Here is a 17,132-nt window from a genome sequence, read left to right as displayed (position 1 = left end):
GGGACGACACCGCCAACCACCTCACACCACAGCGGACAACGAATGCCCCACCCCCGGGAACCGGCGGCCCACCCCATCCGACTAGTCGGAACGAGCCGCCCCGTCCCCAGCAAGAGGTGTCCGATGTCCGCTCCACCCGTCGACGACGCACCAGTCGACGACCCGCGCACCGACGAACCCCGCCTGTCGGTCGTACCGCTGTTGCGCCGGCTGCACTTCTACGCCGGGGTGCTGATCGCACCCTTCCTCGTGGTGGCGGCGTTCTCCGGCCTGCTGTACGCCCTGGCCCCGCAGCTCGACGACCTCCTCTACGGCGACGTCCTCACGACGACGAACACCGGCACCCCACGCCCCCTGGCCGAACAGGTACGCGCCGCCCAGGAAGCCGTCCCCGACGGCAGGGTCACCGGTGTCCTGGTCCCCGACGACCCCAGCGCGACCACCCAGGTCGTCTTCAGCGTCCCGGACCTCGACGAGGAGTACGCCCGCACCGCCTACGTCGACCCCTACACCGCCCGTGTCCAGGGCCACCTGACCACGTGGTTCGGTTCGACCCCGGTCACGACCTGGCTGGACGGCCTGCACCGCCACCTCCAGCTCGGCGAACCGGGCCGCGTCTACTCGGAACTGGCCGCGAGCTGGCTGTGGGTCGTCTCCCTGGCCGGCCTGGTCCTGTGGCTGACCCGGCGCCGTGCCAAGCGCCGTGCCCTCCTCGTCCCGGAGAAGCGCGCGAAGGGCGTCCGCAAGACCCGGTCCTGGCACGCGGTAATCGGCACCTGGACGTTGCTCGGCGCCCTGTTCCTGTCGGCCACCGGCCTGACCTGGTCGACCTACGCCGGCGAGAACTTCTCGGCCGCGCTGGAGGCGTTGGACGCCAAGGCACCGCCCCTGGACACCCGCCTCCCGGGCGCGACGCGGGACACTGTCCCGGCGACGTTCGACCAGGCCCTGGCCACCGCCCGGCAAGCCGGCCTGGACGGCCCGCTCCAGCTCACCGTCCCCGCCAAGCCCGGCACCGCGTGGACCGCCGCCCAGGTCGACAACACCTGGCCGGTACGGCTCGACAAGGCCGCCGTCGACCCCGCGACGACCACGGTCACCGCACGCGCCGACTTCGCCGACCGCCCGCTCCTGTCGAAGCTCTCCTCGCTCGGCGTCCAGGCCCACATGGGCCGACTGTTCGGCGCGGCGAACCAGGTCGTGCTGTTCCTGCTGGCAGCCGGGATCCTGACGCTCATCGTCCTGGGCTACCGGATGTGGTGGCAACGCCGTCCGACCCGCGCCGACCGCCGGGCGCCTCTCGGCACACCACCGGCCCGGGGCACGTGGCAGCACCTCCCGCTGTGGTTCGTCGTACCCGCCCCGCTGGTGCTGATCGCCGTCGGCTGGGCCATCCCCCTGCTGGGCCTGAGCCTGGTCGCGTTCCTGCTCCTGGACGCCGCCCTCGGCTTCGCCCGTAACCGGAAATCCGCCTGAGAACATCCACAGTGGACTCCGTCTCAACACGAGGCAGAGTCCACTGTGGACCACCAGGGAACATCGGCAAGTGTTGACGACTCACCCACAGTGCCCACTCTGGCACACAAAGTGAAATCGCCAGTATCGTTGCGGACGTGCCCCCGACCACGTCCCGAGCCCTCGTCCTTCTCCTGGGCGTACTCCTGGCGCTGGACGCGTTCGGCACGCACGAGCACGCTTTCCAGGCCCACCACCCCGCGGTCGAGGCCCTCGACGGGCAACGCGCTCCGGGCCACGAAGGCGATCCGCACCGCTCCCCCGTCCGGGTGGAGGCGGCACCGGCCAAGGCCGTGTCCGACCGCGGCCCCGCCCCGTCGGCCACGCCAGCGACCTGCGCGTCCCCGCGAATCGCCACCCGACCGACGCACCCGCCCGCCCCGGTACCCGGCATCGCACCGGTCACCGACCTGCTGACCCTGTTCTGCGTATCGCGACGCTGACCGACCCGAAGCGCCCTCCACGCTCGCGCCGAACCACGGTGCCGAGCCGCTTCCGGCCGCCTTCCCCCTGTCGCACCTTCACGAAGAGGTCAGCACACCCATGTCCGCTGTGCACCCGACGGTCGGCATCCCCGACCGCGTCCCGTCCTCCGCACGCCTGGTCCTCACCTCGGCCGCGACCCCGTGCCACACCCCCGCCGGCGTCGTCGGCAACACCCCCGTGCTGTGGATCGACGAGCCGTTCACGACCGACGGCCGCGGGTTCTGGGCCAAGCTCGAAGGCCACAACCCGGGCGGCATCAAGGACCGCGCCGCCCTGTTCCTGGTCGAACGCGCCCGCGAACGCGGCGACCTGGCGCCCGGCGCGCCGATCGTCGAATCCACCAGCGGCACCCTCGGCCTGGGGCTCGCGCTGGCCGGGATCGTGCACGGGCACCCGGTCACGCTCGTGACCGACCCGGGCCTGGAGCCGATGATCGAGCGGATGCTGCGCGCGTACGGCGCCGAGGTCGACATCGTCACCGAACCCGATCCGGTCGGCGGCTGGCAGGAGGCACGGCGCCGCCGCGTGCGCGCCCTGCTCGACGCGCGACCCGACGCGTGGTGCCCGGACCAGTACCACAACCCCGACAACGTGGCCGCCTACGCGCCGCTCGCGGCCGAACTCGTCGCCCAGCTCGGCCGGGTGGACGTGCTGGTCACCAGCGTCGGCACCGGCGGGCACTCGGCCGGGATCAGTCGGGTGCTGCGGCACTACTGCCCCGGGCTGCGGCTGGTGGGCGTGGACACCACCGGGTCGACGATCTTCGGCCAGCCCGCCGGCACCCGCCTGATGCGCGGCCTGGGCAGCAGCATCTACCCGCGCAACGTCGACTACGCCGCGTTCGACGAGGTGCACTGGGTCGCCGCCCGCGAGGCGGTGTGGACGTGCCGCGAACTCGCCGCCCACCACTACGCGGCCGGCGGGTGGAGCGTCGGCGCGGTCGGCCTGGTCGCGGGCTGGGTGGCCCGCACGTCGCCACCGGACACCCGGATCGCGGCGGTCTTCCCGGACGGTCCGCACCGGTACTTCGACACCGTCTACAACGACACGTACTGCCTGGCCAACGGCCTGCTCGACGCGGAGCCCGCCGCGAACCCCGACGCGATCGACCACCCCGGCGAGCGGGTCGTGGACCGGTGGACGCGCTGCACGACCGTCACCGACCCGGTCGCCGATCCCCGCCTCGCGCACCTGGCGGCCGGCCGGTGACCGGGACGTGGCGGCAGTTCCGGTCGCTGCCCGGCAGCGTCCGGCTCCTGGTGGTCAACCAGTTCGGGATCAACCTGGGCTTCTACCTGCTGATGCCCTACCTGGCCAACCACCTGTCGGCGGGGCTGGGCATGGCCGCGTGGACGGTCGGGCTGGTGCTGGGCGTGCGCACGTTGAGCCAGCAGGGCCTGTTCCTGCTCGGCGGCGCGCTGGCCGACCGACTGGGCTACCGGCCGATGATCATCGCCGGGTGCGCGTTGCGCACGGTCGGGTTCGCGCTGCTGGGCCTGGTCGACTCGCTGCCCGCGCTGCTGGTGGCGTCGGCGGCGACCGGGTTCGCGGGCGCGTTGTTCAACCCGTCGGTGCGTGCGTACGTGGCGGCCGACGCCGGACCGCGCCGGGTCGAGGCGTTCGCCGTGTTCAACGTCTTCTACCAGGCGGGCATCCTGGTCGGGCCGCTGGTGGGACTGGCGTTGACGGCGCTGGACTTCGGCGCGGTGTGCCTGGTGGCGGCGGCGATCTTCGCGGTGCTGACCGCCCTCCAAGTGCGCTCGCTGCCCGCCCGGGGCGGTGGCGCCGAGGCGTCGGCCGGTGTGCTCGCGGACTGGCGGACCGTGGTCGGCAACCGGGCGTTCCTGCTGTTCTCGCTGGCGATGATCAGCTCGTACGTCCTGTCGTCGCAGATCTACCTCGCCCTGCCCCTCCAGGCCGCGCACGTGCTCGGTGTGACGGCGGGCGACGCCGGGAGCACCGCGCTGTTCGCCGTGTCGGCGGTCGTCGCGGTGTTCGGCCAGGTCCGGCTCACCGAGTGGGTCCGCGCCCGGTGGGACGCGGGCCGCGCGGTGGCCGGCGGGCTGGGCCTGATGGCGGCGTCGTTCGTGCCGCTGGTCATGACGGCCGGGCTCACCGGCGGCGCGTGGGCGCTCGTGCCGGCGCTCGTGACGACCGTCCTGCTCACGCTGGGCACGGCGATCGCCTACCCGTTCGAGATGGACACCATCGTCACGCTGTCCGGTGGCCGGATCGTGGCCACGCACTACGGCTTCTACAACACCCTGGCCGGAGTGGGGATCACGCTGGGCAACCTCGCCACCGGCTGGGTGTGGGACGTCGGCGCGGCGACCGGCTTTCCCGCGCTGGTGTGGATCGCCCTGGCCACGACCGGCGCGGTCGGGACCGGCGCGCTCCTCCTGCTCAACCGCACCACGGCACGACGGGAGGCCGTGCGATGACCGACCTGCCGACGAGGGCCGACGTGGAGGAGGCCGCGTTCCGCATCGCGGGCGTGGTCGCGCGGACGCCGGTCCTGCACAGTCCCGCGCTGGACGAGCGGACCGGCGGCCAGGTGCTGCTCAAGTGCGAGAACCTCCAGCACACCGGGTCGTTCAAGGTCCGCGGCGCGGCCAACGCCGTCGCCCGGCTCGACCCGCGCCACCTGGCCCGGGGCGTGATCGCGTTCTCGTCGGGCAACCACGCCCTCGCCGTGGCGACGGCGGCGAAGGCGGCGGGGAGTCCGGCGCTGCTGGTCATGCCGTCGGACGCGCCGGCGGCCAAGTTCGCGGCCGTGCGCGGACTCGGCGCCGAGGTCGTCACGTTCGACCGCTACACCGACGACCGGTTCGCCCTCACCGCGCGCCTGGCCGCCGAACACGGCCTGACCCCGATCCCGCCCTACGACCACGCGGACGTGATCGCCGGCGCGGGCACGACCACCGCCGAGTTCCTCGACCAGGTCGGGTCCCTGGACGTGCTGGCGGTCCCGCTCGGCGGCGGTGGCCAGCTCGCCGGCGCGACGCTGGTCTCGGGCGACGTCCGGCTGATCGGGGTCGAGACCGCGCGGGGCGACAAGAACCGGCGCTCGCTCCAGGCCGGTCACCGGGTGCGGATCCCCGTGCCGCGCACCATCGCCGACGGGGTCACCGGCGAGATCCCCGGCGAGCTGACCTTCCCGCTGGTCCGCCGCGGCGTCGAGCGGGTCGTGGTGGTCGACGACGACGAGATCCGCGCCGCGCTGGCGTTCCTGTTCGAGGAGGTGAGACTCGTGGTCGAGCCGTCGGGCGCGCTGGCCGTGGCCGCCCTGCTCGCCGGCCGCCTGGACGTGACCGGCGCCCGCGCGGGCGTGGTGCTCTCCGGCGGCAACATCGACCTGGCCCGCCTGCACGACCTGCTGGCCTGAACCTCGTGGGGACGGTGTACCCCTCGGGGTACACCGAAACCAAAGTCGCACGGCCGGTACCCGAAGGTCGCATGTCGACGCGACCACCGCCGCATAGGGTCGGCCTGTCGACAATGGACTCCAGGAGGCGTCTTGTCCGCTGTGCACGGTGACGAGCAGCTCGCGAGGCGACTGGCGGAACGCCTGGGTGCCCGGCACCCGGTGGTCGCCGCCGCCGAGGTGTCGCCCCGGGGGACGACGATCGCGAGCGTGGGCGCGTCCCCCGACGCGGACTTCGAGATCGGCTCGATCTCGAAGGGGGTGACCGGCCTGCTGTACGCGGACGCCTTGGGGCGCGGCGAGATCGACGACTCGACCACGCTCGGCGACCTGCTCCCGCTGGGCGACGTGCCCGCCGCGGCGGTGACCCTCGCGTCGATCACCACCCACCGCTCGGGCCTGCCGAGTCTGCCCGTCCCGTCGCTGCGCAAGACCTTCGCGCTGTGGTTCCAGGGCACCAACCCCTACGGCGAGACCCTCGACGAACTCCTCGACCAGACGCGCGGCGTCGGCCTGGGGACGCCCCGCCCGCGCTACTCGAACCTGGGCTTCGAACTCCTGGGCCACGCGTTGGCAGCCGCCGCCGACACGACGTTCCGCCACCTGCTGCGCGACCGGATCGCCACGCCTCTCGGCCTGGACGTCTGCTACGCCCCCGCGAGCCCGGCCGACCTGCGCCCCGAGGCCGTGATCGGTACGACCAGGTTCGGCCGCCGCCGCGAACCCTGGACCGGCGAGGCACTGGCACCGGCCGGCGGAATCCGCGCGACGATCCAGGACATGGCCCGCTTCGCCGCCGCCCTGCTGGACGGCTCGGCACCCGGCACCGCGGCCCTGGACCCGGTCGCCGACTTCACCGGACGGGTGGTGCGCATCGGCGCCGCGTGGATCACGTTGGAGCGCGACGGCCGCACCGTCACGTGGCACAACGGCGGCACCGGCGGCTTCCGCACGTGGCTCGGCCTGGACCGCGCCGCGGGCACCGCCGTCGTGCTGCTCTCCGCGACCGCGGTCTCGGTGGACCGGCACGGGTTCTCACTGCTCGCCGACCTGGCCTGAGGGTGGGGACGCCACCGGGTGGCGTCCCCTACGGCGCGTCCTGCCATCGAACACAGGTGGGACGCGCTCCGCTCGACTCCATGAATTCCTTCACGGCCTGTCGGACGACGTCGATCGGGACTTCCGAGTTTGCCGGAAACTCGCGTCCATGTCCCATGTAGAAGTACGATCGTGGTTCACCGTCCGTCGAAGCGTTTCCGGCGCTGACGACACCGTGCGGCCACTCCGGCCCCGAATATCGGATCACACCGCGATCGACCGTGATGCCGACGTCCGATCCTTGCGCGTACGGATCGCCGGACAGGTGCACATCCAGCAGAACGGGCGCCGCAGACGGCGACTCGACCCGAACCAGGCCGATCAAGGCGTCTGCTTCATCCACTGTGGACACCGTGACGGGAGTGTCACCGTGCTCGTACAGGCAGTACACGTCCAGAGCACCCACTTCGAGATCCCGCCTCCCTTGTAATGCGGACGGATGGCGCCCGTGGGACCCGGTCGCGGTCGAGTCGCCTACCAGCGTCGCCCTGGTAGGACGTCTTCAGCGCCGTGAACACGAAACGCACCGGCTCACCGAACCACGCCAACGTCTGAAGCGCGTCAGGGTCGGCCGTGCCGGACACGGCCGACCCCAGCGGGGTGGTTGCGTCGTCGATCAAGCCCACCGCCAGGTTGAGCGACTCCCGCGTGGCGTCGATCTCGCCCAAGACCGCGTCGAGCGGCGCGGTCACATCCTTGATCGACACCCCCGTCATCGTACGGCGACTGTCAGCCACCACGGCTGCGACGCACAACGGGTCGCGTCCGCTACCAGAGCACCACGCCGTAGCGCGGACCGTAGTAGGCCAGGCTGTCCGCGATCGGGTAGTACCACGACACGTTCCGCTGCCCGATCCTCTGCGGGCACCGGCCCGCGTTCAGGGTCGCGCCGCTGATCACGCTCGACCCGCTACGCGGACTGGCGCATCGGCGTGCTCGCCGACTGGAGCCAACGCTGGATCGACCGGAACTTCCCCCTGGACTACACCCTGAAATCACTGGAGAAGATCCTCGACGGGCCCGGCTACCACGCCGTGCGCGACCTTCGGCGGGTCCTGAAGAACGCCGCCTACCTCGTGTTCGGCGCGATGCTGCACACCCTAAACGCCACCGACCCCGACACCGCCGCCCGCCACCCGCTGCACGAGCGGTGCGCCGCGATCGTGGAGAGCATGATCCGCGAGCTGCACGCCGCCCTCGACCCCGTCGTCGCCCGCGTACAGGCCGATCTTCCCGACGACCACCGCGACCTGCTGCACCACGAGTACGACCGCTGGAACGACATCCACACCTGGGACCTGATCAACGCCGGCGACCCCTGCGGCACCTGACGGGAGGACCACGATGAACACCCTCGAACACCGCCTCCTGCCCGGCCTGGACCGGGAGGTCTCCGTTTTGGACGCCGGCTGCTGGACGCTCGGCGGCCCGGCGGTCAATGACGGCGTCCCGATCGGCTGGGACGGCGTCGACCAGGACGCCGCCCACGCCGCCCTCGTCAGTATCACCGAGTGGCTGCGCCTGCGCACCACCGACCGCGGCTCATCGGTCAACTACAAGAACTGGCACAACCCCGGCCAGGCCACCGCCTATGCCGAGGAGTACGAAACCCCGTCGCCGACATCGAGGCCCCGCGCCAAGCGGCACGGTCTCGGTCGCGTTCACGCCCGATGGCCGGCGCCTGGCCGCGAGCACACAGAACGGCACCGTCCGGATCTGGGACGTCGCCGATCCCGCACGGCCCGGTGTGGGACGTCACCGACCCGACCCGACCCGGCCCCGCCCGACCGCGGTCCTGACCGGACACGCGGGGACCGTGTACCGCCTGGGGATCAGCGCGGACGGCCGCCGGCTCGCCACGCCGGGCAAGGACGGCACCGTGCGGGTGTGGGACGTGGGCGACCCGGCCGCACCCGTCGCGGTCGCGACCCTGACCAACCACGGGGACAGCGTGAAATCGGCGTCGTTCAGCCCGGACGGGACGGTCCTGGCCACCGGGAGCGCGGACGCGACCGTGCGGCTGTGGCACCTGGACGCGGGCGAGGCGACCACGCGCGTCCGCGCTCGCGTGCGTACGCCGATCGACCCGGCGGAGTGGCAGCGCCGGTTCCCCGGCCTGCCGCACGACCCGCCGTGCGGCCACTGACGACGTTCGTGGGGCGGCCCCGTGACCGCCCCACGAACGCGTGCCGTCAGCGTCGGTGCAGGCCGGAGGACAGTCCCCTGATCAGTTCGCCCTGGGACGTGTCGCCGTCGAGCGACCAGATCATCGCGCCGCCGAGTTTGCGGTCGCGGATGAACCGGCCCTTGCGCGCCAGCTCGGTCGGGTCGTCGTAGGTCCAGAACGTGGTGCCGTCGAACAGCCAGGCGTGCCCGGCCTTGTCGTCGCGGTACAGCTTGAACTTCCCGCCCGCCACCAGGGTCTTGAGCGTGCGGTAGTCCTCGTAGCCCGCCTCGTAGCTGCCCGGCGCGGCGCCGGTCGACTGCTGGAACAGACCGTTGTTCCGGTCCGGAACGCCGGTCCAGCCGCGGCCGTAGTACGGCACGCCGAGGGTGATCTTGTCGAGTGGCGCGCCGCGCTCGATGTGCGCGTCGACCACGATCTCGCCGCTGTCCTTGGGCGTCGTCGGGTCGCCTTCGGGCACGCGCAGGGCCGACTGCTGGTTCGTGGTCTTCTCCCACGTGCCGTGGTAGTCGTAGCCCTGCACGGTGGCGAAGGTCAGGAGCTTGTAGACGTCGGCCAGTTCGTAGCCGCGGTCCATGGCCTCCCGGTTGGCGGGCAGGAACGCGGTCAGGTCGTAGGTCTTGCGGTCCTTGAAGCCCTGCTGACGCAACTGCGTGCGGTACTCGCGCAGCAGCTTGGTGAAGTTCTGCTTGTCCTCGGGGCGCACGACGTTGCCGGCGTTGCCCTCGGTCGCGGGCCACTCCCAGTCGAGGTCGATGCCGTCGAACACGCCCTTGGCCGCACCGGCGGGCGTGCCCGGCAGGTTGCCCTTGAGCCACAGGTCGACGCAGGACTTCACGTGCTCGGCGCGAGACCGCGGGGTGAGCGCGGCGTTGGAGAAGTACTTGGACCCCGTCCAGCCGCCCAGCGAGATGTAGACGCGCAGCTCGGGGAACTTCTTCTTGAGCTGCTTGAGCTGGTTGAGGTTGCCCGCCAGCGCCTGGCCGGGCTGGTCGGCACGGCCGTTCACGGACTGCTCGGCCGGGATCAGCCGCTGGTAGTCGGCGACCGGGTCGGAGCTGACGCACCTGCCCTGCTCGTCCAGGAGCCCGAAGGCGTAGTTGAGGTGCGTGAGCCTCGCCGCCGTGCCGTTGTCGACCAGGTAGCGGACCGGGATGCCGCGGTCCTTGAGGCCCCATTGCGTGTAGTACCCGACGGTGCGCACCGGATCGCCACCGCGGCGGTCGTGCGCCTGTGCCGGCGACGCGGCGACCGACAACCCGATAGCCAGGGCACCGGCCAGGACGGCCGCACCCCACCTCTGCTTCGACATGTTCCTCCTCGCACCGGCCGCGGCGACGGCGTGGTCCGGACCACGCTAAATTAAGGTCTAGACCACAGCTACGGCCGGACAGCGCAACCGCTTCGGGATGCGCGGTGGCGGCATCCCGGTCCATCCTGGCGGTCGGAAGGAGGCCGGCACGCATGCGGATCGTCTCCCAGGTCGAGTTCGGGACGGTGCTGTCCCGCGTCCCGTCGTGCCCACGCGTGGTCGCGAGCGGGAACTTCGCCACGCCGTGGGTCGCGTTGGGCATCGTGGACGAAGTCCTGGCCGAGTACCGGCTGTTCATGCTCAACGCCCAACCCGGCGTTCCCGACCGCGACGGGGTGGTCCTGGAGACACCGTTCGTCGGACCCGGAATGCGAGGACGGCGCCTGCTGCGCTACTTCCCGTCCCGGCTCTCGCTCGTACCGCAACTGCTGGGCGGACCGCTGGCACCGGACGTGGTACTGATCCACACCTCCGAGCCGTTCGACGGCACCGTGTCGCTGGGCACCGAGGTGAACATCCTCCCCGCGGCGATCGACGCCGTCCGCGCCCGAGGCGGACTGGTCGTGGCGCAACTCAATCCCCGGATGCCCTACACCTACGGCGACGCCGTGCTCCCGGTCGACGAGATCGACTACGCGATCGAGGTCGACGAACCGCTCGCCTCGCCGACACCCCGGCCGGTCACCGACGTCTCCGGGGAGATCGGCGAGCGGGTGGCGGCCCTCGTGGGCGACGGCGCGACGCTCCAGTTGGGCATCGGCGCCGTCCCCGACGCGGTGCTCGCCGCGTTGACCGGCAGGCGCGGGCTCGCGGTGTGGTCGGAGATGTTCAGCGACGGTGTGCTCGGCCTGGGCGACGCCCTGGACCCCGACATGCCGGTGACCGCGTCCTTCGTGTTCGGCAGCGCCGAACTGTACGCGTGGGTCGACCGCAATCCGCGCGTGCGACTGCTGCGTACGGAGAAGACCAACGATCCGGGCATCATCGCGCGGCAACGATCGCTCGTCTCGATCAACAGCGCACTCCAGGTCGACCTGTACGCCCAGGCGGACGCGAGCCGGGTACGCGGCCGAATCCACTCGGGTTTCGGCGGGCAGACGGACTTCGTCGTCGGGGCACTGCACTCCCCCGGCGGCCACGCGATCATCGCCCTGCCGTCGTGGCACCCGAAGGCCGACGTGTCCACAGTGGTGCCGAGCCTGGCGGGGCCGGTGACCTCGTTCCAGCACAGCTACATCGTCAGCGAACAGGGCACGGCTCGCGTGTGGGGGCATGACGCGGACGGCCAAGCACAACAGATCCTCGACCACGTGGCGCACCCGGACGCACGTGCGCGACTACGTGAAGAGGGCCGCAGGCTCGGGTTCGCGCTCCTCGGCACCGCGTAGTGCCGACGGGAGCACACCTTCTCCCCGGGTACACGGCCGACCACTCTCGGCGCGAACCGGCGTCGACCGCGGCCGGGTCATCCAGGAGAACTGCCACGACCGGAAGGCGGGCCGACTCGTCAGGGCAGGCCCGACCACACGGGTCGGTTCCGGATCGCCGCGGCTCACCGGGCGTTCACCGCGATGTCGTCCAGCACGAACGACGTGATGTTCTGCGTGTCGCCCCACCCGGTGAACCAGATCGCGACGGTCTTGCCCGCGTAGGCGGACAGGTCGACGGTGAACTGGCGGTAGCCCGCCGGCGCGCCCTTGCCCTGCACCGTCGTGACCACGTCGTCGCCGATCCGCACGTTCAGCCGGTCGTACTGGTCCTCCGGGCCCTCACGGGTGACCTTCGCGTAGAAGGTCAGCGTTGACCACGCGCACTCCCGAGGGATCGTCACGTCCTGCGTGACGCTGCCGCCGGTCGCGGTGAACGCGTCCACCTTCGCCGCGTAGACGCCGGTGCGCGGCGCGTCCACGTCGGTGTACCGGTCGATCAGGTACCCGCTGGACCACCACCCGGTGCTGCCGGACTCGAAGCCGGGGTTGACCAGCTTCTGCCCGCCCGACGGGCAGGTCCAGCCGGGCGGGACGACGGTGATCCGGAACCGCGCGGTGGTGGCCCGACCCGCCTTGTCCTTGGCGGTCACGGCCACCTGGCCGTCGACGATCGTCTGCGTCGGCGTGCCCGAGACCAGTCCCGTGCCCGCGTTGATCGTGACGCCGGTGGGCAGCCCGGTGGCCGACCACGTGTATGGCGCGGTGCCGCCGGTCGCCGTCATCTGGAACGTCATGGGCGTGCCGGTGCGTTGCGCGCGGTAGCCGGGGTTGGACACGATCGGGTAGCCCGGTCGGCTGCCGGTGTTCACCACGAGCAGGCGGTTCGGCGAGCCCGTGCCCGCGTCGTCCACCTTGCCCGGCGTCGCGTCGGCGGCGAGGTGCGCGCCGATCTGCGCGGGCGTGGACGCCGGGTCGACGGCGAGCAGCAACGCGGCGGCCCCGGCCACGTGCGGAGCCGCCATGGACGTCCCACTGATCGTGTCGGACGCCTGGTCCCAGCCCTTCCACGCCGATGTGATGGAGTCGCCCGGCGCGAACAGGTCGACGCAGGTGCCGGTGTTCGAGTACGACGCGCGGGAATCCTGTTCGGTCGTGGCGCCCACGGTGATCGCCTCGGCGACCCGGGCCGGCGACCTCAGGCAGGCGTCTCCGCCCTGGTTGCCCGCCGACACCGTCGTGGTGACGCCGTCGGCGATCAGCCGCCGGATCCCGGCGTCCAACAGCGGGTCGGCCTCGCCGCCCAGACTCAGGTTCGCCACGGCGGGACCGTTGCCGTGGTGGGCGATGACCCAGTCGATGCCCGCCAGCACGGTCTCGGTCGTGCCGGACCCGGCGCAGTCGAGCACCTTCACCGCCACCAGGCGCACCTGTTTGGCCACGCCGTAGGACGTGCCGCCGATCGTCCCGGCGACGTGCGTGCCGTGACCGTTGCAATCGGTGTCGTCCCCATCCCCGGCGGTGTTGGTGCCCCACGTCGCCCGGCCACCGAAGTCCTGGTGCGCGGTGTGGATGCCGGTGTCGATCACGTACGCGGTGACGCTCGACGCCGTGGTGGAGTAGGAGTACGAGTTGTCGAGTCCGCCGTCGCGCTGGTCGACCCGGTCCAGCCCCCAGGAGGGCGGCGAGGTCTGCGTGCCGGTCGTCCGGACCCGCTGGTTCTGCCGCACGAGGGCGACCCGGGGGTCCGCCGCGAGCCGACCCGCGTCCCGTGCGGTCATCTCGCCGGAGAAGCCTGGCACGACGTGCCGGTACGTGGTCCGCACGGTGCCGGAGTACGCCGCCGCCAACGCCCGCGGATCGGTCCGGTCGTCCTTGAGCACCACCAGGTAGCTGCCGTCGACCGCACCCGGCCCGGTGCCCTCGACGACGGCCGACGCGGCGGGTGCCACCGCGACCACCGCGGCTGCCACGACCATCGCCGCCACCGACAACGCCACGTCGACCTCCTCGCACCGGGGACAGCGCGAGACGCTAGGCACCGCACCTCGGCGCGCGAAGGCGATCACTCGCGTTTCACTCGAATGCCCTGACAGGCCAACCGTTTCGTCGCAGGCCGTCGCTCTCGGCCCACACCCACCGATCGGATCCGGGTCCGGTTCAGTCCGCCGGTCCGCGCAACGTCAGCACCACCCGCAGCACGTGCTCCACCGCCGCGGGGAACAGCGCCCCGCGCAGCTCGTCACGCGCGGCCAACGTCCGGGACGCGAACTCGACCATCCGCTCCTCCCCCAGGCGCCGCACGACCAGCTCCGCGACGTCCTCCAGGTCCGCCCCGGGGTGGTCCAGCCGGGTCAGGGCGAACTCGACCAGCAGTTCCTCGTCCGTCACGGCATCCTCCTCACCGACCCCGTCCAGGCTAACCCCGGCGTCTTTCCCCCTCGCATGGCACGCCCGCACGGGGACGGCCCCGGACTGCTGCCCACGGGCGTCCCACCTCCGCACAGCGGAGCGCGAAGTCGTTGCTCCACCAGGACTTCCGGACCTCCGCCGGTCGGCGTGCGGCACCGGGGAACGGCGTGGTCCCGGGCATGCCACCCCGGATGTGGCTGTCGGGACGCGTGCCCGGCTCGCACCCGGTCGGGGTGGGCCGAAGGGGCGTCCACGGGTCGCCGGACCGGGGCTAGCGTCCGGACCGGGAACGAAGGGAGACGGGCATGCGTCGTGGGGTGTCGACAGTCGCCACTGCCGTCGTGCTGCTGTGCGGGTCACAGGTGGTCGCGGTGGCGGCGGGTGCGGTGGCCGTTCCGCTCGAACCGCCGCCGGGGAACACGTGGACGTGGCTCGCCGGCATCGACGACACCGGCACGATCCTCGGCCAGAGCCGCTACGACCCGGCATGGCCCCGCACGGTCGTGTGGCCGCCCACCGGCGGGTTCCGCGAGTTGGGCGAGGGCGACCCGGTCGCCGTGAGCCGGGACGGCCGGGTGCTGTGGCAGGACCGGGCCGGGCGGGCGCTGGTGTGGCAGCGCGGTACCACTGTCGAGATCCCCAAGCCCGCGACCGCGCGGGACGTCGGCCCCAACGCGATCAACAGCGCGGGCGACGTCGTCCTCGCGTACCGCGAGCCGGGCCAGGACGAGTGGGAGAACGTCGGCGTCGCGCGACAAGGCCGGTTCCGGGTGCTGGAGTTCCCGAGCGACGACGCGTTGGGCCTGGCCGACCTCATCACCGACGACGGCACGGTCTACGGCCGCCTGGCCTTCGACGGCGGCCGGGACAGGCCGGTCCGCTGCGGGCGCGACGGCGTGTGCCGGTGGCTGCCCCTGCCGCCGGGCGTCGGGAGTGCGACGGTGTCCTCGGCGAACGACGAGTACGCGGTGGGCACCGGCGACCGCGACGGGTGGAGCGTCCCGTTGCGGTGGCAGGGGAACACGGTCGTCCGGCTCCCGACCGGCGACTCGCCCGGCGGCGTGGCCACGTCCGTCAACCGCGCCGGCGACGTGGCCGGTTCCACGACGCGCCCCGACGGCACCCCGCACGCCGTGCTGTGGCGACACGGGGCGCTCGTCGACTTCGACGGCTACGACAAGCCCAGCGGCGCCGTCGCGATCAACGAACGCGGCCAGGTCCTGGTGTCACGCGGCCGGTACGACGAACCAAGGCGTTCGTACGTGTGGCACGCGGGCACCTTCGTCGAACTGCCCGCCCTCGCCCCGGGCGAGGGCGCGGAGGCCGCCGGCTTCAACAACACCGGCACGGCCTACGGCGTGAGCGTCGCACCCGACGGCAAACGGCGACCGACCCGCTGGACGTTCCCCTGAACCCGCTACGCCAGGCCGTAGGTGCGCAGCCAGTCGTCCAGCATCAGGGCGGTCTCCATCGGGTTGCGGCTGAGCTGGGAGTCGAAGTGACCGAACGGCCGGTCCAGCAACTCCCGCAACCGTCCGGCGTCGACGAAGTCCAAGGCGGGTGAACGGTCGTCCTGGAGCAACTTCGCGGTCCGCGCGCGCAGATCGCGCTCGTACCGCTGGTCCCCGGTGGTGGGGTAAGGACTCTTCCTGCGGTCGAGCACGGCCGGCGGGAGCAGGTCGGCGACGGCGCCACGCAGGACGCTCTTCTCCCGGCCGTCGTAGGCCTTGATCTTCCACGGGATGTTGTGGACGTACTCGATCAGACGGTGGTCGCAGAACGGCACGCGCACCTCCAGGCCGGCGGCCATGCTCAGGCGATCCTTGCGGTCGAGCAGCACCGGCAGCCACCGGGTCAGGTGCAGGTGGCCGATCTCGCGCATGCGCCGCTCGTGGTGGTCGTCGCCCGGCAGGTGGTCCACCTCGGCGACGGCCTGCCGGTAGGCGTCGGCGCGCAGTTGCGCGAACCGGGTCCGCTCGCGGAAGTCCCGGTCGAGCATGTCCTCGGGGACGAACCGCATCCGGCTCAGCCACGGGAAGTCCTCGGTGGCGACGACCTTCGGGTCGTGGAACCAGACGTAGCCGCCGAACACCTCGTCCGCCGACTCGCCGGACAACGCCACGGTGGAGTGGTCCCGGATGCGGGTGAAGAGCCGGTGCAACGACGTGTCGACGTCGCCGAAGGTCAGTGGCAGGTCGTGGGCGTCGAGCACCGCCCGCCGTGCCCCGTCGGTCGTCAGCGCCTCGGCGGGCAGTTCGATGGTCCGGTGCTCGGTCCCGATGTGCTCCGCGACCATCGTGGCGTACGGGTTGTCCCGGTCGGGCCGGAACTCGCTGCCGCGGAAGTCCTCCTGGCTGCCGACGAAGTCGACGGAGAACGACCGCACCGGGCCCTCGCCGCGCCCGCCGAGGATGGCCGCGGCGATGGCGGTCAGGGCGCTGGAGTCCAGGCCGCCGGACAGCAGCGTGCAGAGGGGGACGTCGGTGACCAGTTGCCGCCGGACGATGTCCTCGAGCAGTTCCCGTACCGTGCGGACGGTGGTGGGGATGTCGTCCTCGTGCGGCCGGCTCTCCAGTCCCCAGTAGCGGTGCGTCCGGGTCCCCCGCCGGTCCACGGTCAGGACGTGCCCCGGCGGCAGTTCCGCCAAGCCGCGCAACGGGGTGCGACCGGGCGTCCCGCTCAGCGCCAGCAGGTCCGCGAGGCCCTCGTCGTCGAGTTCCGCGGTGAACTCGGGATGGGCGAGCACGGCCTTGGGTTCGGACCCGAACAGGACGCCCGAGCCCAACGGGGCGTAGTAGAGCGGCTTGATGCCCAGCCGGTCCCGTACCAGCAGCAGCCGCTGCTCCCGGGCGTCCCACAGCGCGAACGCGAACATGCCGTCGAGGCGTCGCACGAAGTCCGTGCCCCACTCCAGGTACGCCTCCAGCACCACCTCGGTGTCGCTGCGGGTGCGGAAGACGTGGCCGCGCCGGACCAGTTCGGCCCGTAGCTCCTGGAAGTTGTAGACCTCGCCGCTGTAGGAGAGCACGGCGTGCGGACCGGACTCCGGTCCGGCGATCATCGGCTGGGTGCCCCGCCGCACGTCGATGATCGCCAACCGGCGGTGTCCGAGTCCGACGTGCCGGTCGAGCCAGAACCCGGCCGCGTCCGGTCCCCGAGGTGCCAGCGTGGTGGTCATCCGTTCCAACTCGGCACGCTGCGAAACACGTGGCCGACCGAAGTCGACCCACCCGGCAATACCGCACATGGGCAAACCCTTAACGTGGTCGTGAA

General features: G+C 72.1%; 17 protein-coding genes. 10 read left to right on the top strand and 7 right to left on the bottom strand.

Features of this window, described 5'->3' with window-relative positions; translation table 11 throughout:
* Positions 1-123 precede the first annotated feature (123 nt).
* The 6 genes from F4559_RS14750 to F4559_RS14725 all read left to right on the top strand — a co-directional run bounded on the left by F4559_RS14750 (position 124) and on the right by F4559_RS14725 (position 6,484).
* Positions 124-1,476, top strand: a complete 1,353-nt coding sequence (locus tag F4559_RS14750) for a PepSY-associated TM helix domain-containing protein (protein WP_184669215.1) — start codon at positions 124-126, stop codon at positions 1,474-1,476.
* A gap of 137 nt (positions 1,477-1,613) precedes the next feature.
* Positions 1,614-1,958 (top strand): hypothetical protein, encoded by a 345-nt coding sequence (locus F4559_RS14745; RefSeq protein ID WP_184669213.1) that lies wholly within the window; start codon positions 1,614-1,616, stop codon positions 1,956-1,958.
* 100 nt (positions 1,959-2,058) lie between these two features.
* Positions 2,059-3,210 carry a PLP-dependent cysteine synthase family protein gene (locus F4559_RS14740; RefSeq protein ID WP_184669211.1) on the top strand — a complete coding sequence of 384 codons (1,152 nt, stop codon included), beginning with the start codon at positions 2,059-2,061 and terminating at the stop codon, positions 3,208-3,210.
* Entirely contained in the window at positions 3,207-4,442 is a 1,236-nt protein-coding gene (locus tag F4559_RS14735) for an MFS transporter (RefSeq protein ID WP_312865645.1), read from the top strand. The genes F4559_RS14740 and F4559_RS14735 overlap by 4 nt, the downstream gene beginning before the upstream one ends.
* Positions 4,439-5,386 (top strand): pyridoxal-phosphate dependent enzyme, encoded by a 948-nt coding sequence (locus tag F4559_RS14730; protein ID WP_184669209.1) that lies wholly within the window; start codon positions 4,439-4,441, stop codon positions 5,384-5,386. The genes F4559_RS14735 and F4559_RS14730 overlap by 4 nt, the downstream gene beginning before the upstream one ends.
* 141 nt (positions 5,387-5,527) lie before the next feature.
* Complete coding sequence (locus F4559_RS14725; RefSeq protein ID WP_345019188.1) at positions 5,528-6,484, top strand: serine hydrolase domain-containing protein; 957 nt, start codon at positions 5,528-5,530, stop codon at positions 6,482-6,484.
* A 28-nt stretch (positions 6,485-6,512) separates the two neighbouring features.
* Here F4559_RS14725 and F4559_RS14720 read toward each other — a convergent pair whose 3' ends face one another.
* The 3 genes from F4559_RS14720 to F4559_RS35915 form a co-directional block, all read right to left on the bottom strand.
* Positions 6,513-6,914: an Imm1 family immunity protein gene (locus F4559_RS14720; RefSeq protein ID WP_312865994.1), complete on the bottom strand. Its 402-nt coding sequence runs from the start codon at positions 6,912-6,914 to the stop codon at positions 6,513-6,515.
* On the bottom strand, positions 6,889-7,230 hold the full coding sequence (locus F4559_RS14715) for a hypothetical protein (protein WP_184669207.1): 342 nt from the start codon (positions 7,228-7,230) through the stop codon (positions 6,889-6,891). Before F4559_RS14715 ends, F4559_RS14720 begins: the two co-directional genes overlap by 26 nt.
* 61 nt (positions 7,231-7,291) lie before the next feature.
* The gene (locus F4559_RS35915; RefSeq protein ID WP_281386311.1) at positions 7,292-7,423 is read right to left on the bottom strand and encodes a hypothetical protein; all 132 of its coding nucleotides are present in this window, start codon (positions 7,421-7,423) and stop codon (positions 7,292-7,294) included.
* A gap of 32 nt (positions 7,424-7,455) precedes the next feature.
* On the opposite strand from F4559_RS35915, the gene F4559_RS14710 reads away from it, so the two are divergent.
* The gene (locus F4559_RS14710) at positions 7,456-7,854 is read left to right on the top strand and encodes a hypothetical protein (protein WP_184669206.1); all 399 of its coding nucleotides are present in this window, start codon (positions 7,456-7,458) and stop codon (positions 7,852-7,854) included.
* A 107-nt stretch (positions 7,855-7,961) separates the two neighbouring features.
* On the top strand, positions 7,962-8,669 hold the full coding sequence (locus F4559_RS36720; protein ID WP_345019131.1) for a WD40 repeat domain-containing protein: 708 nt from the start codon (positions 7,962-7,964) through the stop codon (positions 8,667-8,669).
* Positions 8,670-8,715: 46 nt separating this feature from the next.
* Here F4559_RS36720 and F4559_RS14700 read toward each other — a convergent pair whose 3' ends face one another.
* On the bottom strand, positions 8,716-10,020 hold the full coding sequence (locus tag F4559_RS14700; protein WP_184669204.1) for a glycoside hydrolase family 18 protein: 1,305 nt from the start codon (positions 10,018-10,020) through the stop codon (positions 8,716-8,718).
* Positions 10,021-10,172: 152 nt separating this feature from the next.
* Here F4559_RS14700 and F4559_RS14695 point away from each other — a divergent pair, with 152 nt between their 5' ends.
* Positions 10,173-11,408, top strand: coding sequence for an acetyl-CoA hydrolase/transferase family protein (locus F4559_RS14695; RefSeq protein ID WP_184669203.1), 1,236 nt, complete (start codon positions 10,173-10,175; stop codon positions 11,406-11,408).
* A gap of 164 nt (positions 11,409-11,572) precedes the next feature.
* On the opposite strand, the gene F4559_RS14690 is transcribed toward F4559_RS14695, so the two are convergent.
* Entirely contained in the window at positions 11,573-13,447 is a 1,875-nt protein-coding gene (locus tag F4559_RS14690; RefSeq protein WP_312865643.1) for a S8 family serine peptidase, read from the bottom strand.
* 160 nt (positions 13,448-13,607) lie between these two features.
* A complete protein-coding gene (locus tag F4559_RS14685) occupies positions 13,608-13,838 on the bottom strand; it encodes a hypothetical protein (RefSeq protein ID WP_184669201.1) in 231 nt (76 codons plus the stop codon).
* A 326-nt stretch (positions 13,839-14,164) separates the two neighbouring features.
* On the opposite strand from F4559_RS14685, the gene F4559_RS14680 reads away from it, so the two are divergent.
* Positions 14,165-15,271 carry a hypothetical protein gene (locus F4559_RS14680; RefSeq protein ID WP_184669199.1) on the top strand — a complete coding sequence of 369 codons (1,107 nt, stop codon included), beginning with the start codon at positions 14,165-14,167 and terminating at the stop codon, positions 15,269-15,271.
* 5 nt (positions 15,272-15,276) lie between these two features.
* Here the strand turns inward: F4559_RS14680 and asnB are convergent, their stop codons facing one another.
* Positions 15,277-17,106 carry an asparagine synthase (glutamine-hydrolyzing) gene (gene asnB, locus F4559_RS14675; RefSeq protein ID WP_184669198.1) on the bottom strand — a complete coding sequence of 610 codons (1,830 nt, stop codon included), beginning with the start codon at positions 17,104-17,106 and terminating at the stop codon, positions 15,277-15,279.
* Positions 17,107-17,132 lie beyond the last annotated feature (26 nt).

Source organism: Saccharothrix violaceirubra (genome assembly GCF_014203755.1).
GTDB classification, from domain to species: Bacteria; Actinomycetota; Actinomycetes; order Mycobacteriales; family Pseudonocardiaceae; genus Actinosynnema; species Actinosynnema violaceirubrum.
This window is presented reverse-complemented; position numbering and strand designations above follow the sequence as displayed.